The organism is Phyllobacterium chamaecytisi (genome assembly GCF_020164455.1).
In the GTDB taxonomy this organism is placed as follows: Bacteria; Pseudomonadota; Alphaproteobacteria; order Rhizobiales; family Rhizobiaceae; genus Phyllobacterium; species Phyllobacterium chamaecytisi.
On the sequence record NZ_JAIQWW010000010.1, the window covers coordinates 87555 to 107852 of the forward strand.

At 56.8% G+C, this 20298-nt stretch carries 22 protein-coding genes; all 22 read right to left on the minus strand.

Annotation, left to right across the window (positions count from 1 at the left end; all coding sequences use genetic code 11):
• Positions 1-4: 4 nt before the first annotated feature.
• Positions 5-2095, minus strand: a complete 2091-nt coding sequence (gene flhA / locus LB462_RS16630) for a flagellar biosynthesis protein FlhA (protein ID WP_224510224.1) — start codon at positions 2093-2095, stop codon at positions 5-7.
• A gap of 78 nt (positions 2096-2173) precedes the next feature.
• On the minus strand, positions 2174-2440 hold the full coding sequence (locus LB462_RS16635) for a flagellar biosynthetic protein FliQ (protein WP_224510227.1): 267 nt from the start codon (positions 2438-2440) through the stop codon (positions 2174-2176).
• Entirely contained in the window at positions 2433-2840 is a 408-nt protein-coding gene (gene flgD, locus LB462_RS16640) for a flagellar hook assembly protein FlgD (protein WP_112532400.1), read from the minus strand. The genes LB462_RS16635 and flgD overlap by 8 nt, the downstream gene beginning before the upstream one ends.
• Complete coding sequence (flbT, locus tag LB462_RS16645; protein WP_224510229.1) at positions 2837-3277, minus strand: flagellar biosynthesis repressor FlbT; 441 nt, start codon at positions 3275-3277, stop codon at positions 2837-2839. Before flbT ends, flgD begins: the two co-directional genes overlap by 4 nt.
• A 2-nt stretch (positions 3278-3279) precedes the next feature.
• The gene (gene flaF, locus LB462_RS16650; protein ID WP_224510232.1) at positions 3280-3624 is read right to left on the minus strand and encodes a flagellar biosynthesis regulator FlaF; all 345 of its coding nucleotides are present in this window, start codon (positions 3622-3624) and stop codon (positions 3280-3282) included.
• Positions 3625-3669: 45 nt separating this feature from the next.
• Positions 3670-4719, minus strand: coding sequence for a flagellar hook-associated family protein (locus tag LB462_RS16655; RefSeq protein WP_224510235.1), 1050 nt, complete (start codon positions 4717-4719; stop codon positions 3670-3672).
• Between the two features lie 2 nt (positions 4720-4721).
• The gene (gene flgK, locus LB462_RS16660; RefSeq protein ID WP_224510238.1) at positions 4722-6188 is read right to left on the minus strand and encodes a flagellar hook-associated protein FlgK; all 1467 of its coding nucleotides are present in this window, start codon (positions 6186-6188) and stop codon (positions 4722-4724) included.
• A 31-nt stretch (positions 6189-6219) separates the two neighbouring features.
• Positions 6220-7482 carry a flagellar hook protein FlgE gene (locus LB462_RS16665; protein WP_224510240.1) on the minus strand — a complete coding sequence of 421 codons (1263 nt, stop codon included), beginning with the start codon at positions 7480-7482 and terminating at the stop codon, positions 6220-6222.
• 135 nt (positions 7483-7617) lie between these two features.
• Positions 7618-8289: a flagellar transcriptional regulator FtcR gene (gene ftcR, locus LB462_RS16670; RefSeq protein ID WP_224510243.1), complete on the minus strand. Its 672-nt coding sequence runs from the start codon at positions 8287-8289 to the stop codon at positions 7618-7620.
• Between the two features lie 239 nt (positions 8290-8528).
• Positions 8529-9080: a transglycosylase SLT domain-containing protein gene (locus tag LB462_RS16675; RefSeq protein ID WP_224510246.1), complete on the minus strand. Its 552-nt coding sequence runs from the start codon at positions 9078-9080 to the stop codon at positions 8529-8531.
• Positions 9052-10266, minus strand: coding sequence for a flagellar hook-length control protein FliK (locus LB462_RS16680; protein ID WP_224510250.1), 1215 nt, complete (start codon positions 10264-10266; stop codon positions 9052-9054). The genes LB462_RS16675 and LB462_RS16680 overlap by 29 nt, the downstream gene beginning before the upstream one ends.
• The gene (locus LB462_RS16685) at positions 10263-11465 is read right to left on the minus strand and encodes a MotC family chemotaxis protein (protein ID WP_224510253.1); all 1203 of its coding nucleotides are present in this window, start codon (positions 11463-11465) and stop codon (positions 10263-10265) included. The genes LB462_RS16680 and LB462_RS16685 overlap by 4 nt, the downstream gene beginning before the upstream one ends.
• A complete protein-coding gene (locus LB462_RS16690; protein ID WP_224510256.1) occupies positions 11462-12709 on the minus strand; it encodes a MotB family protein in 1248 nt (415 codons plus the stop codon). The genes LB462_RS16685 and LB462_RS16690 overlap by 4 nt, the downstream gene beginning before the upstream one ends.
• Positions 12699-13364: a hypothetical protein gene (locus tag LB462_RS16695; protein WP_224510258.1), complete on the minus strand. Its 666-nt coding sequence runs from the start codon at positions 13362-13364 to the stop codon at positions 12699-12701. The genes LB462_RS16690 and LB462_RS16695 overlap by 11 nt, the downstream gene beginning before the upstream one ends.
• Entirely contained in the window at positions 13364-15010 is a 1647-nt protein-coding gene (gene fliF / locus LB462_RS16700; RefSeq protein WP_224510261.1) for a flagellar basal-body MS-ring/collar protein FliF, read from the minus strand. Before fliF ends, LB462_RS16695 begins: the two co-directional genes overlap by 1 nt.
• Positions 15011-15150: 140 nt before the next feature.
• Positions 15151-15933, minus strand: coding sequence for a flagellin N-terminal helical domain-containing protein (locus LB462_RS16705; RefSeq protein WP_224510264.1), 783 nt, complete (start codon positions 15931-15933; stop codon positions 15151-15153).
• 184 nt (positions 15934-16117) lie between these two features.
• A complete protein-coding gene (gene fliP / locus LB462_RS16710; RefSeq protein ID WP_224510268.1) occupies positions 16118-16852 on the minus strand; it encodes a flagellar type III secretion system pore protein FliP in 735 nt (244 codons plus the stop codon).
• On the minus strand, positions 16849-17322 hold the full coding sequence (locus LB462_RS16715; RefSeq protein ID WP_224510271.1) for a flagellar basal body-associated FliL family protein: 474 nt from the start codon (positions 17320-17322) through the stop codon (positions 16849-16851). The genes fliP and LB462_RS16715 overlap by 4 nt, the downstream gene beginning before the upstream one ends.
• 8 nt (positions 17323-17330) lie before the next feature.
• The gene (gene flgH / locus LB462_RS16720; protein WP_224510274.1) at positions 17331-18044 is read right to left on the minus strand and encodes a flagellar basal body L-ring protein FlgH; all 714 of its coding nucleotides are present in this window, start codon (positions 18042-18044) and stop codon (positions 17331-17333) included.
• Positions 18041-18574, minus strand: a complete 534-nt coding sequence (locus tag LB462_RS16725) for a MotE family protein (RefSeq protein ID WP_370637199.1) — start codon at positions 18572-18574, stop codon at positions 18041-18043. Before LB462_RS16725 ends, flgH begins: the two co-directional genes overlap by 4 nt.
• Positions 18571-19812 (minus strand): flagellar basal body P-ring protein FlgI, encoded by a 1242-nt coding sequence (locus LB462_RS16730; protein WP_224510542.1) that lies wholly within the window; start codon positions 19810-19812, stop codon positions 18571-18573. Before LB462_RS16730 ends, LB462_RS16725 begins: the two co-directional genes overlap by 4 nt.
• Positions 19812-20264 carry a flagellar basal body P-ring formation chaperone FlgA gene (gene flgA / locus LB462_RS16735; RefSeq protein ID WP_370637205.1) on the minus strand — a complete coding sequence of 151 codons (453 nt, stop codon included), beginning with the start codon at positions 20262-20264 and terminating at the stop codon, positions 19812-19814. Before flgA ends, LB462_RS16730 begins: the two co-directional genes overlap by 1 nt.
• Between the last annotated feature and the right edge of the window lie 34 nt (positions 20265-20298).

Sequence of the window (20298 nt, forward strand, 5' to 3'; positions counted from 1 at the left end):
AGCCTCACGAAATAGTGCCGAGGGAACGCACCTCTACGCCACGCGCGATCTCGACATGCGACAGGACCGACAATGTCGCGAACAGGCGCTCGATGATCATTCTGATGTAAGGCCGCGCTTCCGGCGAAGCGACGAGGACGAACCGCTCTCCCCCGTCAAGGTGCTTGCGGATCGCGACACTCGCCTCATTGCCGAACTGCTCCAGCAGACGCGGATCGATATCGAATTCCGTAATCTCGCCCTTGGCATCCCGTTTGAGGCTCTGGTGGAAGACCAGATCCCAACGGTTGCCGAGACGTAAAACCGAAAGAACGCCATTGTCGGCAAGGTCGCCGCAGATCTGCTGGGCCATACGCATCCGCACATGTTCCACGATCATTTCCGCGCGGCGGATATGCGGCGCCACTTCCGCTATTGCTTCGAGGATGAGATTCAGATTGCGGATCGACACCCGTTCCGTCAGCAGCAGCTTGAGAACCGCCTGCAGGCCAGAATAGGAGAGATGCGCAGGGCAAATATCGTCGAGCAATTTGCGGTATTCGGGTCCAAGACGGTCCAACAGTGCACGCATGTCCTTGTAGGAAAGCAGCTGCGCCAGATTGTTGCGGACGATCTCGCTGAGATGCGTCAGCAATACGGAGAGATTATCGACGGTCATGTAGTTGTCGCGCTTGAGGTCCGCTGCAAAGATTTCCGGAACGGAGTATGCCTTCATGCCGAAGGCCGGTTCCCTCACCTCTTCGCCCGGTACATGCGGGGGTGGCCGGTCACCGGGAATAACCAGGATTTCACCGACCCGCAGCTCATGCGAAGCCACAACGGTACCGTGGATCTTGATCCGGTATGTCTTGGGGGGCAGGAGAAAATCATCCGTAACTTTGATTTCCGGGACTACAAAGCCGTACTCAACCGCAAATTTCTTGCGCATCTTGTTGACGCGATGCGCAAGTTCAAGCTGCGATGCGAGCAGTCTCGCCGAGATTTGCTTGCCCAGACAGAGCTCGATCTGCGCCGTTTCAAGTGAGGCCCTGACAGAATCCCGGTCTACCTGTTCCGCATGTTGCTGCTTCAGTGCGGTTTCGGCCTGTGCAGCAGCGGCCACGCGGGCGAGCTTGCGCGGGACAGATACGCCAATCGCCACAAGACCAGCCGCGAGCACGAAAAACGGAAAGGCAGGCAGCCCCGGCAAGATGCCAAGCACGAATAATAACAAGGCGGCGACGAAAAGCGCTTTCGGATAAGCACCAAGCTGACCAAAGACGGCCTTGTCGGTTGAACCGCGCGTCCCGCCTTTGGAGACGAGAAGACCGGCCGCCAGCGATACGATCAGTGCCGGGATTTGGGTGACGAGACCGTCGCCGACAGAGAGCTTTGTAAAGACATCGGCTGCTTCGCTGACTTCCATGCCATGCCGCGTCACACCGATGATAATACCGCCAAAGATGTTGACGGCGGTAATGATGAGGCCGGCAATCGCATCACCACGCACGAATTTTGAAGCACCGTCCATCGATCCGAAGAAGGCGCTTTCTTCTTCGAGTTCGCGCCGCCGGTGCTGTGCTTCCTTCTCGTCGATCAGGCCGGACGACAGGTCCGCATCGATGGCCATCTGCTTGCCGGGAATGGCGTCGAGCGTGAAGCGCGCACCAACTTCGGCAATACGCGTGGCGCCCTTGGTGATGACGAGAAAATTGACGATGATAAGAATGGCGAAGACCACCAGACCGATGACGAAATCACCGCCCATGACAAACTGCGAAAAGCCATGGATGACTTGTCCGGCTGCGGCGTAACCCTCGTCGCCATGGGTCAGGATGACGCGCGTCGTCGCAATGTTGAGCGACAGGCGCATCATTGTCGCGATCAGAAGCACCGTCGGAAAGGCAGAGAAATCGAGAGGCCGCTGGATCCACAGCGACACCATCAGGATGAGCACGGAGAGAGCAATGGAGAAGGCGAGACCAATATCGAGAACGATTGGTGAAACGGGAAGGAAAAGAACCGTCAGGATGATGACGATGCCGAGAGCAAGGCCGACATCGCTGCCCGTCAGATAGCCCTTGTCACCCAATCGTTTTACTGCGGCTTGCTGCACGGCATTCTCCTGTTGTCACGGGGACAATAGATACCGAAGCTTGTGCGAGGCCAGCGTGAGTGCACGCGGCTGACCGCGTCAGAAACCCTTCTCAATCCGAGAATATGTCAGCAGCGTCAGCGTGTTGATCTGTGCGCCAACGAACGGAGCGGTCAATGCAAGAACCGCCAGGATGACAAGGATTTTCGGGACAAAGGTGAGTGTGATTTCTTGTATTTGCGTCAGTGCCTGAAACAGTGCAATGCAGACCCCGGCCAGCATCGCGGCTCCGACTGCCGGGCCAGAGGCAACGATGACCGTCCAGATAGCCTGATTGATGATGTCGAGTGCATCTGCCTCATTCATTGCCGGCCGAAATGACGATGCCGGCTGTGATTGGAAGCTGGGCGCCACCCACGAGTGTTGCAATCATGCCGTCGCTGTAGATGCGCACGGACTCGACAACGCCCTTGACGGTACCGTCAGCGCTTGTGACGGTCCGGCCGATGATACCATCGGCCTGTGACAACGACGAACTCGCAAGCAACTGGTCGAGCTTGGTGTTTGTCTGAACCGCTTGTTCAACGCTCGAAAACTGTGCGAGCTGGGAGATTTGCTGCGTCGCATCCATCGGCTCGGTTGGATCCTGGTTTTTCATTTCTGCAACGAGAAGCTTCAGGAAAGCCTGATAGTCGACGCCAGGTCCGGTAGCCTTGGACGTATCTGTCGTATCGGCCTGTGTTCCTACGGGAGGAATCGTGGTCATGCGGTTGCCTCCGGCCTGACGGCCTGTTGTGTTTGAGAGGAAATGGTCGGTTCTGCTGAGCCGAAAAGAATCTGTGCTTCCAGCGCGTAGAGCAATCGGATCGATTTCAGGGCGTCGAACACCCGTTCGTTGCACATCATCTCGTCGATCAGCTTCAATTCTTTCAGCATCTGCTGGTTTTCGAAGGTTGCGAGGAGTGACGCCAGCATACGCTTGAATGTGCGGTTGGCCTCTTCCTTCATTGCAGGATTGATCAGCATGATCTGTGCAGCGAAATAGAGTTGCCGTAGCGGCGTTGTCGTCTGATCCGCCTGAATGACGTGGCTTTCGAGAAGAAAACTGACATCGTTGATGAATTCAATGGAAACCTTGCGGTCAACGCGTAAAACTGCCCCATTCACGTAAACTTTTTCACCGGCACGCAACGATAGTTTCATGATCAAAGCCCATCGCGAATGGTCTTGGTGATATCAATAATGCTGTCGTAGTCTCGCGAGGTCTCCTGCCGGATGGCCTCCAGCTCCCGCAAAATGAACAGGCCGATCGAAATGAGTGATGCCCGCAATTGCTGGGGCAATCCATTGGCAGGACTGCCGAGATCTTCGATCACAATCATCCACAGACGCGACGTAAAATACACGGCTTCAACGCCTTTATAGGAATAGCCGTTTTCATCGCGAGCCGCTTCCAGCATTATGATCGACTGATCGAACAAGGAGCGTTCCCGCTCCTTGGCTTCGTCAGCACCATCGTTCATGATGTCGTCGTATCGGGCCTGGTACATGTGCTTTTCCGGCTTTTAACGAACGCGGCCATCGCGTTCGTTGTGTTACTTCAGGTAATTGAGCAGGCTCAGGCTCTGGATCTTCACGGTCAGGGCATAGGAAGCATCAATCTGGGTCCTCAAAGCCTCAACCCGGTTGGCCGCCTCAAACGGGTCCACCGCCTCCAGATCGAGAACCGAGCTATTGAGAACATTGATCTGTACTGTCAGCCGGTCAGTCGCGTCCTTTGTCCGGGCCTGGGCATTACCGAGGAAGGACTGAGCACCCGCCAGCAAAGTAGAGTTCTGGTTGGTCGTCTCCGCGACCTTGTCGATCACCGTGTCAAATGCTGCCTGATTGAGGCCGATATCTCCGAGTTCCGCCATCATTGTGTAGCTCATTGCGAGCTGGCGGAATCCCGCATTGTTGGCGCTAACCGACGTCTCCGCCAGCTCAGTTGGCGCAATCCGGCTCTTGACGAGCGTATCCGACGCCGAAGACCAATTGGCCGACCAGGCAGCGGAATCGAATTGCGCCGCGAGCGACGTGTCCAGGTAGGTTTTCATGTCTGCCGCGCTGATATTTGCGACCTGCGGGTCAGTGGTCGAAAAGCCGAAGTAATCCTGAAAGGACTGCAAAACAGCGGCCTTGGCGGGATCGCCTGCGGAGCCGTAGTCACCCAGCGGCTTCACGTCGGTGTTCTCTCCCGCGAAAATATACTCACCATTGTAGCTGGTGTTGATCAGGTCGGTGGCGGTCTGCAACAGACCCTTCGCTTTGTCGACGATAATCGAACGGCCCTCGCTCGCCCCGCGCATCGCCGTCACGTTGCCGAGAAAATCCTGCGATCCCTGGATGACATTGCTCAAGGCATCTTGAGAGGCTTTCATTCGTTCAGAGATCAGCCCATTGGTCTGGGTCAAGACTGTCAGCCGATCGTGCTCTTTGCGCAGAGAAAGCGACTGGCCCGTGCGGCTTCCAAGGGTAAGCCCTGTGTCGAAAACAAAACCCGTTGTGGCTTCCTGATTCGCCTTGACCAGTTCTGCCTGGGCCTTGGCGATGATATTACGTGTCGAGTTGGATAGCATATAGGATGAAACCGATTGGGTCTTCATATCTATCTCACCGCCTGAAAGAGTTCGTTCAACATGGCATCAACGGCGGAGATGATCTGCGCCGATGCCTTATAGGAATGTTCGAGATCGAGCATCGACGCCATCTCCGTGTCGATATTCACGCCACTGGTGTTGGAAATGGCGTCTTCGGCACGCGATGCCAGAACGGTGTTGTACTCATTTGTCTGGGTTACAGATTTGCGCTTGGTCTCAAGCGAACTGATCGTGGCCGCAGAAAAATCAAGAAGACTTTTCCTATCGCCGGCGGCTGCATCCGGATCGTAGTTGCGAGGCGCCGAGATAGAACCGATGAGATCCTGGAGCCGCGCTGAAAATCCCGCCGAGCCGTCGGGATTCTGTACATAATCTGCGCCTGCCGCACCGCCATCGCGCAAGAGAGCTGGGTTGCCGCCTTCGGTCAGGATGAAGGCGGCAGAAACCCTGATTGTGCCGGCAATGCCCGGAAGAATCGCCGCGTCCGCCGGCATTGTTGGCGCACCTGAATACGTGAACAGACCGGGCACCGTCGGTAGCGTCGCTGGTGTTTTCTGGTCCTTTTCCGCGAACATGCTGACGAGGCTGCGCGCTATCTCGTCGAGTTGGTTTTGATAGGCCGGCGCCGTGTCGTCGCGCAGTTGCAACAAACCGCTGAGGCGGCCAGTACCATAGGGCTGCTGAAATGTTCCATGCGATAGCGGCACGCCATCGACATAGACATCGTTGCCGCCTGTACCCGCGCTGAATGCGCTGGTCGGTGTGAAGCTGACCGTGCGCGGTGAACCTTCGAAAAGCGTTACACCGGATTCGGCAAACACCACCATGTCGTTATCGCCGCGGACCAGCGTCGTGATGCCGATCTCGCCTGAGATCTGCTTCAGCAGGCCATCGCGCTGGTCGAGATAGTCCGAGACGTCTGTGCCGGAACGCGTGCCGTTGATGATCCTGTTGTTGACGGTCTCGAACTGCGCCAGCAGCGCGTTCAGATTCTTGACGGAATCGCCGATGTCGTTGTCGGCATCCTGGCGCAGCTTCTGCGTTTCTTCCGTGCCCTTGTTCAGCGCGTTGGCGAGTTCTGTCGCCTTGGTGACCGCGGATTCCCCAACTGACGTGTTGCCGGGCTGCGAGGCGTAGAGCTGCAATGAATCGCGCAAGTCGCCAAGGAGCGAACTTGGTGATCCCGATGCATCATCGGCCGAATAGATCCCGGACAGTCGGTCGAGGCCGGCCTGCAGCGTGTTGGACGCGTTATACTGGCTGTTGCTTTCAATAAATTTGGACAGAAGCGCGGAGTCGGCCGAGCGGGTCATGGAAAGATAGGTCGATCCGTTTGGCCCGCTCACGACGGCACCAATACGCCGGGTAAAATCAGGATCGTTGGCGCCCGCGATGTTGCGGGAGACCAGCGCTGTCTGTTTCGATACGGTATTGAGCGCACTCTGAGCAGTAAGGAGCGCCGAAGTTAGTGACATGCCCTGTGTCCATTCGCCATTAGAAGTTCAGCTATCTTTTCAGATTCACCAGCACGTCCATCAAATCCGCGCCGGTCTGAAAGACCTTCGAATTTGCGGTATAGCTTCTCTGAGATTCAATCATTTCCGTCAGTTCCTGCGCGATGTCGGCATTCGATTCTTCGAGCGCCCCGGATGTCAGCGTGCCAAAGCTGCCGCTACCGGCAAAGCCGAGTTGGACGTCGCCGGATTCTGCACTCGGGGAGAACACATTGCCTGTCATGACAAGCAGGTTGTCAGGACTTGGAACGTCGGCCAGCGCAATCTGGTAAATCGCCCGCTTCGCACCGTTCTTGTAGATGGCGGTTACGGTGCCATCGTCGGCGATGCTGACATTTTCGATTGGGCTTGGCGTGTTGCCGTCAATCTTTACCTCGATTGGCGTGTAATCACCTGCCAGCTGTTTGGTGGCGGAAAAGTCGATTTCCAGCGCCTGTCCGTTTGGTACTGGGACCGAGATCGACTTGTCAGCAGAAGTAAGCTTGCCGGTGACGGCATCAAACGTATAATTTTCCGTCGTCAACGGAGCGGCAGGCGTATAGGGAAAACCACCGGCGGCCGATGCATTGGCATGATTATAGGCGGCAACTTCCCAGGTATTGTCTGCAGTCTTGGTGAAGTAGAGATCGACGACGACGACGTTACCGAGATTGTCAAATGTCTGCACGGATGTCTTGGCCGTATATTGAGCTGACGCAGTGGCATTTGTCGGCGGGCGGTCAGCCGCGGCAACAATCGAAGCGCCTGCCGGGAGATTGGCCGTGAATATGCCGGTCTTGCTTGGATCGGCGATCAGGTCATTTTGAGCGATGTTGACCTTTTCGAGCCCCTGAAAGCCATTGGCAACCGGATTGACGTTGCCATTGACCACCGGATAACCCATCAGATAGTAACCGGCCGAATTGACAAGGTTGCCTTGCGCATCCGGTACGAATGAACCGGCCCGCGTCAGATAGGGCGTATCGTCGGCATTGCCGACGATGAAGAAGCCATTGCCTTTCAGCGCAAGGTCGGTCGAAGAAGTCGTAAAGCGCTGCGAGCCGTCATCCGAAATATGGTGGCGAATGACCGTTTCGACACCACCGGAATTATAAGCCCCGCCAGAACTTGGCAACACCAGCGATGCGAACTGCGTGCTGGCGCGCTTGTAGCCGGTCGTGCTGGAGTTGGCGATGTTGTCCGCCACGGTCGACAGCCTGTTGGCCTGAGCATTCATGCCCGACACACCGGTTCGCATCATTCCATAGAGGCTCATTTCCGTCTCCTTGCACCGTGATTCCGTTCAGAATCGTTAGCGCGCAATACTTGCGCGAAGCTGACGTTCAGATGGTGTCACCGGGGAATACTTGAATTTCGACTTGACCGCCGATGGCGGCCAAAATCTGGCAAGTTAGTCCAGATTGATGCAGTAGCCGAGAAAGCGCTTGGAATCGATCGGATCATAACCAAGTTGCTCACGCAGCTTCTTGCGAAGCTTGCTGATATGACTCTCAACGACACTTTCCTCGACATCGCTGTCGAAAATGCCGTAGATCGCGCTGAATATCTGCGCCTTGTTCAGCCGGCGTCCGCGGTTGGCGATCAAATATTCAAGTATGCGCCGTTCCCGCCGCGGCAGGGAAAAATCAAGCCCGTTGACCTGCGGATCGCGGCCGTCAGAAAATACCCGGATCGGACCGACCTGCGTTCCCGCATCGCCATTGCCATAGCGGCGGCGAATGGCATTGATTCGCGCCAGTATCTCTCGCACATGCATCGGCTTGCGAACCACATCGTCGACACCCGCCTGAAAAAGTTCCAGCGTATGTTCCAATGACTGCGTTTCATTGACAGCGATGACCGGCGCTGAACAGCGCTCGCGAATTTTTTGTGGAAACTGGCTGCGATTGACACATTCTCCTATGAGAAATGCCTCGACCGCCATAATGTCGTTCTTCTGAACGGTGGCGACCCAATCGCCGAAATCGTCCGGAGTAAAACCTGTTGTTGTTATGCCCTCCCGGGCGAACCACGCCGAATACCCACTCGTCACCAGACTTCGTTCGTCGACGACTACAATCACTGCCCCACCTTCCGAATCATTTATTTTGCCCCAAGCAACACACAACTAGCGGGGTCGATGACTCGGCGACAATTCCCAATATATTGTACCTAATTTATTGGGAGACCTAAATAATTCGGATTAGATGCATTCTCGGGGAAGCTGGCAGGTCCGGCGCGGGCAGGATCATTACCAATTTAAACTTTACAAAATATGACCGCGAAGACAAATTCACGTTTTATTACCAAGTATTAACACAATCACTTATCGCAAAACATTCGCGCCTTTGGCGTCCAGTTGCCGAAGCCGGTAGCCACCATATTTTCAATTACCCGGCAAACATATTGCTTCTGGGCCGGGTCATTGTTGGGTCCCGCGTGATAGCGCGCAACCGCCATGGTCCAACCGCCTTCGCGTGCTCTGAGCTCTTTTAGAAATCGCGCGGCGTAGTCGACATTAGCGGCAGGGTTTAACATTGCCTCTACAGACGGGAACTTGCTGGCGTGAAAATAGTGATTGATCTGCATGCATCCGATGTCGATGAGCTTTGCTCCGCGCGCATGCGCCTCGTTGAATTTGGCCATGGCAGCTGCTGCTGACGGCATAAAAACCGCTTTGCCTTCTATATTCATTGCATAGGGCTGGAGCGAGTCCTTGTGCCCCGTTTCAGTCAAACCTACCGCGTAGAGAATGCCGATAGGAATATCGTACTTCGTCGACGCACGGTGCATTTGCTGCTCGCAGAGGTTTTCCGCCGAGGCAGGCTGCAACGCGAGAAACAGGCTAAACAACCAACCCGCGTGAACGGCCATACCCAATATCCGGCTCGGTTGCCTTTTCCACACGCGCATCGGATCGCATCTCTCCAAAGGGTTCTTGATTGCCGGAACGGTCACCGGGCGAGCCGTCGAACCCGGATTGACCCTGACCGCTGGCTCGCGCGCCGGCCTGATCCTGCGCGGACGGGTTCTGCTGCCCTGTCTGCGTGCTCGAGGCGGCGCCGGAGCGATCAATGACCGAGATGGTGACTGACGAGGCATCATCTGCCACACCCGCCCGCTGCAGGGCCTTGGTAAGCATGTCATGGTCCTTGGCCAGATGTTCTGCCATCGCCGGGTTTTCCGCCATCAACTGGATATGCATCCCGTCAGGCGTCAGACGCATGCGCGCCGTTACTGTTCCAAGTTCGATGGGCTGAAGCTGGATCACCAGCGTTCTGGCGCCGGGCATGCTGCGATCAGAAAGAACCTCGACATCGGTTATCGGCAGGCGGGAGGTTTGTACCGGCACCGAATTATTCAACGCAGTCGCACCGAGTTTTGCCTCCGCCTGAACCGACGGGGACAGTGCGGGCGTAGCTGCCTCACCAGGCGCGGCGTATTCGACCGGGGCGGCCTTGATGTTCACCTTGGGTTTCGGTGCCTCGGGTGCCTCGGTCGCAGGCGCAACGTCCTGCCCGGCTTGCGAGACTAATTTGCCGGGTTGCTGTTTGTCCTGCAAGGCAGCGGCTACCTGGGTATTCGTGACGGCTTTCAGATCGCTCTTCCCGGGCCTTTTATCGGGCACGGATATCTCGGCCGGTTTTTCGCTTGCCTGATCCGCGTCGACGATTTGCATGGGTTCTGTAACTGTATCGGCTTTGGATGACGCCCTGGCTTTGGTGACGGATTGTGGCTTTGCGCCATTTTCGTGCTGCTGCCGGTCGAGCAATTGTTCGAAAGCAAGAAGCGCCTGGCCGAAGACACCTTGAGCGGGAGCGCCCGGAACATCCCTGTCCTCCTCATCAAGCTCCGCTGTATCGCGCGATTCCGTCAAGCTCTTGTCCGGCTTTGAATTTTCCTTGTCGAGCTTCAGCTTCGGGCCAACCGCTCTCACCATTGAGCTGAAATCCGAAGATGCATCCTTCTCCGGCTTTTGGTCAGGCATAGCGTCCTTGCCCTTGTCGCGGACAATTGCTTCAAGCATTGTCTTAAGCGGCATCTGAGCTCCCATGGTCATTTCCTCGCCCTCCCGAGAAGCGCGTCAACAGCGTCGAGTTTCTTGCGTGTTTCAACAATCATCGGATCGACGGCATTGACCGGAGCTGTCTTGGCGCTGCCAGGTTCAGCGATTGCAATGGCACTGCCTGCGACCGGCGCTTGCTGCAGTCCATCCATCCCCGCAATTGGTTGTGCAAGAATCTTGTTTGCCATCACGATCGCAGCCTCCAAGAGATTGACGTCACGACCATGCAGACGGTCTCTCGGCAGTTTCGAAAGCATGAACCTGGCGTCGCCGGTCTTGTCGGATCCAACATTGCTGACCGCCAGATAGAGCTTGGCTTGCGTGTCGTCTGTCTTAAGCACAGTTGAAAGGGCGTCAGCCTGTTCCGACGCAAATCGTGCCCGCTGCATATCGCCATCGACGATCGCACCTCGGGCAATGCGCAGGTAGAAAGGCAAGCGGGCACCGGGCCACGCCAAGGAGGCCAACTCTTCGATCTCCGCATTGCTTATCTTATCCTTGATCACCATCAAGGCGTCGACAAGCTGGCGAAAGAAGTCCTCCGAATAGGGGGAAAGGGCGAAGCGCTGAAGATAATTCCGCGCCAATAACCTGACCTTGTCCTTGTCTCCAAGACGTGCCGCGATCATCAGCCCACGCCGCAGCGCCGCCTCCTCCAGCAGCGTTCCTGGTGCGTTGAGGCGTATATAATCCAGCCGCTTGAGTGCGGTTCCTGCGTCGAGGCCCGCGAGCTGTGTCGCCGTGACCAGATAGATCGATGCAACAAGCTCGATGGGAACATTAGGCGGCAGTTCCTGGAAATTCTCGATAATGCGCAGCGTATCGCCATCGGCATAAGCCAGAGACCCCGCTACGAGTTTGGGATCGACGTGACCGAGATTGGCCGAGGTCAATATGGTGCGAACAACCTCTGGATTGCCGCCATTAAGGAGATAGATGAAAATGGCGTAGACATTTGCCGGTTTCGACCAGACTTCCGGTCTGGCAGCCTGTAGCTGTTCAGCAATATGGCCGAGCACGCGATTGAGCATCGGCAATGCTTCCGGCTTTCCGGACGCCACCTGATCCTGCAGCATGCGCATGGATCGCACCAGCATGTAGGGCTCAGGTGAGGGCATGGCAGCATGCGCCGTTGTCAGCGGCATACTGATCAGGCCGAACAACAACCAGCGGATGGTTTGCCGTGCGATCATCTGGAAGCTGTCTTCAGAAAGATGTCGATGCGCCGGTTCTGGGCAGCGTAAGGATCTGCCGGAATCTTTGGGTCGCGGTCGGCATAGCCTTCAACGCGCAGGATACGTTTGGCGTTAAGACCACCACGCGTCAGCATATAATAGGCCATATGTGCACGCGCCGATGACAGGCGCCAGTTGTCATAGGTTTCGCTTTTGAACGGTCGCGCATCGGTGTGTCCGCTGATGACCACGTCGCCCTTGCGGGTGGCAATGATCTTGGCGATTTCATCGAGCACCTGCACCACGCGTTTGTCAGGCTTGGCCGATCCTATGGCAAACATGCCATAATCAACCTTGTCGGTGAGCTGGATCATGACGCCATCTTCAGTGGGGACGACCGAAATGTCAGGCGCTTTTTCATCCAAGCTCGCGCCCGTTTTCTTCGAAATCTCCGCTGCAAGTTCACGGGCAGCATTGATCTCAACCGCGCCGGGCTTTTCGTCTTTCACCACCGCTGTCTTTTCGGCATTCGCCGGCTTGACATCATTGGATGCAGCAGCTTTCGCGTCGGCCAGCGGCTCGCCAGCGGCCATTCGTTTCTCCAGCGCCACCTGCTTTACTTGCACGTCTGCATCAGAAGCCTCATTCGGCTTTGGCGCTATCGCATTGTCCTGGGATGGAGGCGACGTTACCGGACTGTCCGTCAGAGGGAAAATCTCATCCTCGACGTGGGTCGACCAGTAGTTGGGATTGAATGGGTCGCGATAGGCGTCTCCGCCCTCGGCACCTGTCGATGGACCGGCACGATTGGAGCCGCCCTCCCCCGCTGCAGAACGGTTTTGCAGAACGCCGGACTCCGTGGTGATCTCGGCAAGCACGGCATACGGATCTTTGAAAATCTGCCGTTCTTCGGTTGCAGGTGGTGATTGAACCTGCTTTTCATTGCGCGCACTTTTGGTCTCGGCATCGGTCGCATCCAGGCTTTCAAAGCGAACCTTGCCCTCCTGGTTGTCGGTTTCCTCAATACCCTTCGGCCTCGATTGCCGGTCCATCAGTTTGACCGGATTGAAATAGGCGGCAACGGCGGCCTTCGTTTCCTCGTTGGCCGCATTGATGAGCCACATGACAAGGAAGAAGGCCATCATTGCGGTCATAAAATCCGCATAGGCGATTTTCCAAACCCCGCCGTGATGACCCTCTTCATGTTCACGGCCGCGCCGCACAATTATGATCTCACGGTGCGTTTCCGGATCAATGTTCATCGGCGGTATCTCTCAACGCGTCGATGAGGCGGCCAAGCCGGGTCTCGACCACTGCATCATCCAGTTTCATCGACAATTCCGATTGGCCAGATTCCCGGAAGGTGCAACGCATCTGATCGATCTCGGGTCGCATGCGAAGCACGTCGAGAAGATGGGATGGACCGGAAATTTCCATGCTGACAGCGGCGAATTGCTTGGTCATCCGTTCCACCTCCCGAGCAAATGCTTCGACAGCGCGTTCGCGCAAGCGCTCTTCGACCAAAGGTGTGAGAACGGCAGCGAGCGACCCCGAAAGGTCCGATGCAATTGCGGACAGCCCGTCGCCGATCTGCTCCGCCATGCGCGTGCCGGTTTGTTGCATGAAGAGCACCTCCGCGGCGGCCAGCTGATCCTGGAACTCCCTCTCAAGCCGGATTTTCTCGGCCTCGAACAGCACCGCGGCCTCCGCCTGGCCGGATTCGCGCCCCGCAACAAACGCCTCCTTGATCTTCAACTCGTAATCGATGAGTTCAACAACATCCTCCGATGGTTCCTCGATCTTTGCCAATAAGTCGGCTCGTTCCCTGTTCACGGCCGCAAAGACGGTGACGCGGTCGGCTGGCACGTGCTTCGGCGTGAAATCAGTCAGCACACTGGCGACAGAGCGCGCGACCATCAGGCTGCCTCGTGAACCCATTGTTTCAGGATAGCCGCGACCCGTTCTTCATCCATGTCGATCATCTGCTCCAGACGATTTTGCGCAGGCACACGCATGCGTCGTCTGAGTTCGCTGAGATCATCATACGGCAGGCTATGTTCCGCACGAACCTGCGCAACGACCGGAAGATTAGACGCGGGTGCCAAACCTGGAACCGGAAGGTTCGAACTTGCGGCGAGTTGCAAAGCCTCTTGCGGCTTGTTCATTTCACGCATCAGGGGGCGGACTCCGAACCAGAGCACAAGCCCTACTGCGGCGATAAGAGCGGCAGCGTTGATGAAACTACCGGCTTGACGGAAGATCATCTCAGATACCGGTGTTGAAGCAGGCGCCAGCTGTTCGTCCGAAGCCTCCATGAAATTGACTGCAGTCACGTTAATCACGTCGCCGCGCTTCTGGTCGAGACCCGCCGCTGTTGCGACAAGTTCGGTGATTTTTGCGATCTGCTGCTCGAGGAATTTGTCGGGAGCCGGCGTCACACCGGCCGTTGCCAGCAGGCGCGCCTGATCGATGACGACTGCGATCGAGAGCCGCTTGATTTGATAACTGTCGCTGGTCGTCGAGACTGTCTTCGAGTTCAACTCGTAATTGGTCAGTTCTTCTCGCTTGTCAGTCTTTTCTGTAGAACTATCGCCGTTCTTGCTGGCGATTTCTTCCTGCGGAATGTTCTGTTCGACACCCGTTGCATTGTCGCTGGTCGAATTCTTCGAATCGCCGCTCTCGCGCACCACCCGCACCGAACGTTCGACGCGTGATTCCGGATCAAATACCGTCTCGTTGGTCTGGCGGCGATCCGTGTCGAGCGCGACCTGAACGCTGGTCTGGAAATGGCCAACGCCAAGATAGGGCGCAAGGGCCTTGCGGATGCTCTCATCCACCGAAGCGGAAACGTTCTGTTCCAGCGTCGCCGACATCACGGCACCCGCATTGGTGCCGTCATCCTTCGAGGCAAGCAGACGGCCATTGGTATCGAGAATGGTGACTTCCGCTGCTGTAAGCTGCGGCACCGCGGCAGCGACAAGCTGGCGGATCGACTGTGCTGATTCGATGGCGAAGTCGCCTTCGGTACGAATGACAACCGACGCGGATGGCGCCTGATCGCCACGACGGAAGCTCCCCTTTTCCGGCAAGACGATATGAACGCGGGCAGCCTTGATGCCGCGAATTGCCTGAATGGTACGGGAAATTTCACCCTCGAGCGCTCGAACCCGGGTAATCTCCTGCATGAACGATGTGAGCCCGAGCGAGCCCATATTGTCGAACAGCTCGTAACCGGCATTGTTGCTGGTGGGCAGACCTTTTTCCGCAAGGTACATGCGTGCCTGATCGGCTTTGCCAAAGGCCACCAGAATGGAGGTGCCGTCCGATTTCACATCGAAGGGAATGCCGGCTTCGCCGAGCGCCATGCCCATGCGGTTAACATCGTCACGGCTGAGACCGACATACAGCGTCTCGTATTGCGGCCGGTTGAGGTAAAGGCTTGATACAAGAATGGCGCTGAACAGCGTGATGCCAATGATTCCAAGAGCAAGGAGCCGCCTTGCGCCAAGCTTCTGCATCGCCGTGCCGAGCTGCGCAAATGTCTGTCTTATGTTCTTTTCCATCAATTCCCACCACCGTCGCGTGATGGAACCATAGAGCGCGAAGCTTGCGCGAAGTTAGAGCCTCGTGTCGGAACATCGTTGCAAAACAAAAAAGGCCACGCGAAGCGTGGCCCAGATCTGAACTAGAAAAATTATCGTTATCAGCCGCGGAACAGCGACAGGATGCTCTGGTTGCTGGAGTTGGCAATCGAGAGAGCCTGGATACCCAGCTGCTGCTGAACCTGAAGAGCCGACAACCGTGCGGATTCTGCGTTCATGTCGGCGTCGACGAGCTGGCCAACGCCGCGATCGATTGCGTCCATCAGATTGCCGGTGAACGTCTGCTGTGTATCAATGCGAGTCTTGGCAGAGCCAAGGCCGGCAGCAGCAGCCTTCATGGCGTTGACGGCTGTTTCAACGGTTGAGGACGATGTTGCAGCGGTCAGCGCGGCTTCAAGATCATAGGCCGCGACGCTCATCGTTGTTACGCCCGTACCAGATGTATAGCCGGTCACGATATTCTGTGCCGCGCCACCAGTCTCCAACAGGTTTACACCCTGGAATGTTGCGCCCTTCGCCATCTCGACGATCTGGGCCTTCATTTCAGCGATGTCAGCGTCGATAATCGTGCCGTCTGTACCAGGGGTTTCCTTGGCAACGTATTTCGCCTGGATCTTGCTGGCGAGGTCGATAGCGCTGGTCAATGCGGTGTAAGCAGTGTCCACGATCGAAGCGCCGAGACCCAGACCGTCCTTGACGGCCGAAAGAGCGGAATTCTGCGTGCGCATGCCGGTCGCGATTGACCAGTAAGCGGCATTGTCGGAAGCGGTGGAAACGCGCTGGCCGGTAGCGATACGGTCCTGCGTGGTCGCAAGGTTCTTGTTGGTTGTGTTGAGTGTCTGCAGCGCAGTCATTGCTGATGCGTTTGTAAGAATGCTGGTCATAGGATCAAGCCCCTGATGAGATATCTGGATCGGGACATATCGGATTTTACCGATTTGACGGAGCGGCATGATGCCTATTGTCTTGATGACAACCCGTCATGGCGTGATGAGTACGACATAAGTATTACAGTTTCAATAACACTAAGCGTTAATTTTTTTCTTCTTGGCAAGTGCTGGTCAGCCTTTACGAAAACGAACGGATCAGGCTGCCGACGAGAATATTCCAGCCATCGATGAGCACGAAAAACAGGATCTTGAAGGGGAGCGACAGCACCGTTGGCGGCAGCATCATCATGCCCATCGACATTGTCAGCGTCGCAACGATGAGATCGATTACCAGAAAGGGCAATACGATCAGGAAACCGATCTCGAAACCGCGGCGCAGTTCAGAGATCATGAAGGCTGGAATGAGGATGCGCATGTCGACGACATCATTGGCCTTGGTGCGAAATGACTCGTCCGCCAGGTCCTCGAAGAGGCGCAGATCCTTGTCGCGCACCTGTCGCAGCATGAACTCGCGAAACGGTGTGGCGATCTCGTTGATAGCCACTTCCTGGGTAATCTGATTGTTGACCAGCGGCTGGACGCCATTTTGCCAGGCTCGATCGAATACAGGCGCCATGACATAGAATGTCATGAACAAGGCAAGGCTGATCATCACCAGGTTGGCCGGCGTCGTCTGCAGGCCCAAGCCTGAGCGCAGCATCGAAAAAGCAATGGCGAAGCGGGTAAAGCTGGTCACCATGATCAAGAGGCCCGGTGCGATGGACAGTACCGTCAGCGCCGCCAGCATCTGCATGATCTGGCCGCTGGTCGATGCACTGCCGGGCGGGAGCAAACCCTCGAGCAGCGAGGTTTGCGCCATCGCCGTCCCGGTGAGAACCAGAAGGAATGCTGGCGTCAGAAACCGTCTTTTCATTCCATCACCAGCGCCCAGATATAGACTTTCTCGATCTTGCCCTGGGAGCGTATCACCGCGCGCTCCTGCAGATCCGTCCTCAGATACTCGATGCCTGCCGGACCACGCAGCTGCATCAAATTGACAGTTCTCATGAAAGCCGTGAAATCGCCAGCGACCGTCGCGGCAAGCTCGTCCGAAACTTTCTCACCGGGCCGCGCCACGACGCCGGTTTCGAGCCGGATCCATACGTCCTGCGGTATCTTGATGTTGGTGAGTATGGGTTTCAGCGGAACGACGCTGCCGGTAGGCAATTCCGCCGCGATGGCGGGTTTTTCCCCCTCGGGCTTGGCCTCTTCGGCAAGGCCAAGTTGGCCACCAAGAAACCATCCACCACCCGCTGCGACAAGCGTCAGCACCGCAACGACACCGATCAACGCGCCGATCGAAGGGCCTTTCGGGGCAGATGGAGTATCTTCAGAAGCACTCATTATCAATCCTAGATCGGCGAGACGGTGTCGAGGATCTGCTGACCCCAAGGCGGCTGTTGCACCTCGCTCTGGCGTCCGCGTCCACCATAGAAGATCCGCGCCTCGGCAATCTTGTCGTACGGAATTCTGTTCAGATTGGTGATGTCTCGGGGACGGACCACGCCGGCCACATTGAGAACCCGCAACTCGTTGTTGACACCGATTTCCTGTGAGCCCCGGATAACCATGTTTCCGTTCGGCAGAATTGCGGTGACGATCGCCGCGACCTGGAGATTGATCTTTTCCGACCGGTCGATCTTGCCTTCGCCCTTGGAGCGGCTATCCGAATTCAGGTCGAGATTGCCGCTGATATCGCTCGGCGACACTCCGCTGCCGCCTATGTCAGCGGACAATCCATAGCCGGAGGATGCTACACGCGACCGGTCAGACTTGTTGTCCAGCTTCGCCTTGTCATCAATGGTGATGTCGACGGTCAGCACGTCACCGGGATTGGTTGCCCGCGGATCACGGAAGAAACTTGCCTGACTGTCCCGCCAGAGCGAATATTTTTGTGGCCGCGGCTGTGACGGGTAGTAAGCCGGGTCAGTAACATTGAAGCCTTGGCCAACGCCTGTGCCCACTGGCGACATTTCGGGCGGGCGATTGAAGTCGCGTAAATTGTTCGCGCAACCTGCAAGAGTGAGAACACCGACAAGAGCGATCGATTGTGCCGCTTTTTTCATTGGGCGGTTCTTTCTGCTGCTGGAACAATGCGTGACCCGACGATGACCCGGGCAAGCTTCGATGATTTTTCCGCAGGCATTTCATTTAAAATGACACTGGAGACGCGGGGATTGAGTTTGAGAAGAAGTGCGGCGGCGGCCTCGTCGCCAAGCAGCGCCATCTGCGCTGCCGCTGCGTCCGGCCGCATCTTGGAGATGATGCCGACAAGGGAATCCTCGGCCTTGTCGATAAACGCGTCGCGTCGCTTCAGCCAGACTTCATATTCCTTGCGCCTGGCGTCGAGCTGCTCGATACGGCTGTCTATATCCGCGCGAAGCTGTGCCAATTCGCGTGTCTGCATGGCATAGCGTTCATCGGCCGCCTTGTCGCTGATGTTGGTGCAATAGCGGTCAATCTCTTGACCGCTCTCTTGCTTGACCGCCGGTTCCTGCGAAATACCATAGGTAACAGGCAGCAACAGAGCCGAACTGAAGACGAGTGCAGCAATGCTCGATCTGAGCGATTTCTTCATGCCTGATATCATAGTCATTGGACCACCAGCTCCGCATGCAAAGCGCCCGCCGTCTTGATACCCTGCAGGATCGCGATAATTCCCTGTGGTTTGACGCCGATCTGGTTCAGCCCTTTGACGAGACTTTCGAGATCGGTACCACCGAGAATCCCGAGCTTCGACGTCTGGGTTGCGTCAATGGCCGTGTTCGGCTCAACTGCCGTCACGCCATCGGAAAAAGGCTCAGGCTGGACGACCGTCGGTGTCTCGGTGACGCGCACCGACAAGCTGCCATGGCTGATTGCGACACGCGAAATGCGCACTTTCTCACCGATCACCACCGTGCCGGTCCGCTCATCGACGACAACGCGCGCGACCTCATCGGTCACGACCGGCAGTCCCTCGATCTCGGCAAGGAACCGTGTTGCGGAAATATTCTTGGGCCTGCGCAGGCGGATCGTCTTTGAGTCGCGTTCTTTGGCCACCGGCTGGTTGTAGCGCCGCTTGGCAAAGGCATTGATCGTATCGGTGATGCGTACAGCTGTCGTGAAGTCCGGCTCGCGTAATTCAACCACAAGTTCGTCCTGGCCGAAATTGCCGGTCACTTCCTTCTCGACGAGCGCGCCGTTCGGAATACGGCCACTGGTCGGAACACCTTGGGTCAAGGTTTCGGCCTGTCCGGAAGCCACGAACCCGGAGACGACCATATTACCCTGTGCAACTGCGTAGGTCTGGCCATCGGCCGCCGCCAGCGGCGTCATCACCAGTGTTCCGCCGGCAAGCGATGTTGCGTCACCGAGGGAGGAAACCGTAACATCGATGCGCGAGCCCCGCCCGGCAAACGGTGGCAGGTTGGCGGTGATGATAACCGCCGCGACATTTTTTACGCGCGAGGCGCCCGGAGGTGGGCTGATGCCGAGATTGTCGAGCATTGCGCGCAAGGATTGTTCGGTGAAGGGTGCACTGCGCAGGCTGTCCCCCGTCCCATTCAAGCCTATGACAAGACCATAGCCGACGAGCTGATTTTCGCGCACACCCTGAATGTTGGCGATATCCTTCAAGCGGGCAATCGCCCCGCCTTCCCCCAAAGGCGACGCGGCACCGCCCCAGTTCCCATCATCGCCTCTCTGCAGTGCGGCCTCCGCTTCAGCCTTTCGCCATGCAGCCTTGGCTTCGCCAGGTGTGCCATATAGTTTGGCATTCGGCGACGGCTCAGCTGCCTTCACGACCACTGTACCTGCCAGTATCCCCACGAGGAGAGCGGCTGTAAAACGCATCATTGCATGCCGACCTGGATGCTGCCGTCAGCCAACACGGTGCCGGAGACGATGATGCCGCTGTCCATATTACGTACCTTGATGAAGTCGCCAGCGTGTCCGGCTTCCATCGGCGAGCCTTTGGCGGTGATGACCAATGTGCCCGTGCTGTACACCAGAGCTACCGGAACACCGCGCTCGACCAGATCAGGCTCATTCAATGCATTGACCAGAATTGGCTGTCCGGGCAGCAGAGTCCGCCGCGCCACCTTGCCGACAAGCTGTTGCGAAGACAGGACATATTGGCCCGCCGCACTTGCTCTGATAGTGAAGTATTTTTCGTGAAGTCCTGAACCGCCGATTATCTCGCCCGGGTAGATAATCTGCGATGGAACGAGAAACGCTATGCGGTCGGCACAGGCGGCAAACGCAAACGGCCAAACGCAGCCGGCCAAGGCCACTATGCGAATGATATTTTTGGCCGAGTAAGTTGCCACCTTCATAATT